General features: G+C 64.8%; 4 protein-coding genes. 1 reads left to right on the forward strand and 3 read right to left on the reverse strand.

Features of this window, described 5'->3' with window-relative positions; genetic code table 11:
* The first annotated feature begins 154 nt into the window (after positions 1-154).
* On the forward strand, positions 155-397 hold the full coding sequence (locus tag ILT44_RS30395; RefSeq protein ID WP_204243335.1) for a helix-turn-helix transcriptional regulator: 243 nt from the start codon (positions 155-157) through the stop codon (positions 395-397).
* 12 nt (positions 398-409) lie between these two features.
* On the opposite strand, the gene mnhG is transcribed toward ILT44_RS30395, so the two are convergent.
* The 3 genes from mnhG to ILT44_RS30410 form a co-directional block, all read right to left on the reverse strand.
* Positions 410-781 (reverse strand): monovalent cation/H(+) antiporter subunit G, encoded by a 372-nt coding sequence (mnhG, locus tag ILT44_RS30400; RefSeq protein ID WP_204243336.1) that lies wholly within the window; start codon positions 779-781, stop codon positions 410-412.
* Positions 778-1,062, reverse strand: coding sequence for a K+/H+ antiporter subunit F (locus ILT44_RS30405; protein WP_204243337.1), 285 nt, complete (start codon positions 1,060-1,062; stop codon positions 778-780). Before ILT44_RS30405 ends, mnhG begins: the two co-directional genes overlap by 4 nt.
* Positions 1,059-1,263 (reverse strand): Na+/H+ antiporter subunit E (locus tag ILT44_RS30410; protein ID WP_204243338.1); only part of this gene is annotated, 205 nt, incomplete at its 5' end. The genes ILT44_RS30410 and ILT44_RS30405, both read right to left, overlap by 4 nt.

Consider the following 1,263-nt stretch of genomic DNA (forward strand, 5'->3'; position numbering starts at 1 on the left):
CTGTTTCTGAACGCCATATGCAGCCTATGACGCTCCTAAACTCTTAGCGTAGGATTCTGGGAAGATTCTGCGATGACCCCCTCTTGTGCCCGGCGAAGAGCAGCCTAGATTCAACCATAATGGGCAACTTCACGTCCCAGCCAGAACATCTTGAATGCCGCCACTCACCCCCGAGCAGTGCCGTGCCGCCCGCGGCCTCCTGGACTGGACCCAGGAGGAACTCGCCGAACGGGCGGACGTCTCGCGCAGCACCATCCGCGACTTCGAGAACGGGCGTCATAGCCTGCACATGGCGACGGCGGCCCAGGTGGTGGCGGCCCTGGAACGGGGCGGGGCGCTGCTGATACCGTCCGACGAGGCCGGTCCCGGGGTGCGGCTCCGGAAGCCCGTGGTCTAGGATGTGTCGGTCCTATCCTGGAGGGATCAGGTCCTCCACCACTTCGGCTGCCGGGACTTCCGTGCTGCCTTCCGTGCGGTCGCGGTAGAGCGCCGCCCTGACGAGCAGCATCAGGGTCACCGGCGTGGTCAGCGTGACGAACACGGCGATCAGGATCTCGTGAACCACGGGCCGCGACTCAAGCACGCTGAAATACAGGGCGGACCCAACCAGGATGCTGGCCATGCCCAGCGTCGTCCCGAGCGTAGGCGCATGAACGCGGGCATAGAAGTTGCCGAGCCGCAGCAGCCCCAGCGATCCGATCAGGGTGACGGCCGCCCCGACCAGTACCAGGAGGGAGGTCAGCAGCGTGGCCCAGGTCGGCAAGTCTCCTGCGGCGTTCATTCGATCACCTCGCCGCGCATGAGGAACTTGGCGAGCGCCACGGTCGAGACGAACCCGAGCAGGCCGATGACCAGCGCCGCTTCGAAGTACAGGGTGCTGCCCGTTCGCATCCCGAAAGTGACTAGCATCAGCATCGCGGTCACGTAGAGCGTATCCAACCCGAGGATCCGGTCCTGTGCCCGCGGACCCGTGACGAGGCGGAAGGTGGCGCAGCACATCGCCAGGCCGAGCAGGATCTGGGCGATGGTGATGGCCCATCCGAGGATGGCGAGAGCGCTCATTCGAAGATCTCCATCAGCAGGCGTTCGTAGCGGCCCTTGATCGTCCTGATCCACACCGTCTCGTCCACCAGGTCCAGCACGTGCAGCAACAGGGTGCTCCTCGCGGCGTTGTATTCCACCCAGATCGTGCCCGGGGTCGAGGTGATGATGATGGAAAGAACCGCGAGCCCGTTGCGGCTGCGCAGGTCGAGGGGGATCGTC

Origin of the sequence: Microvirga arvi (genome assembly GCF_016892765.1) — a bacterium.
Taxonomy (GTDB): Bacteria; Pseudomonadota; Alphaproteobacteria; order Rhizobiales; family Beijerinckiaceae; genus Microvirga; species Microvirga arvi.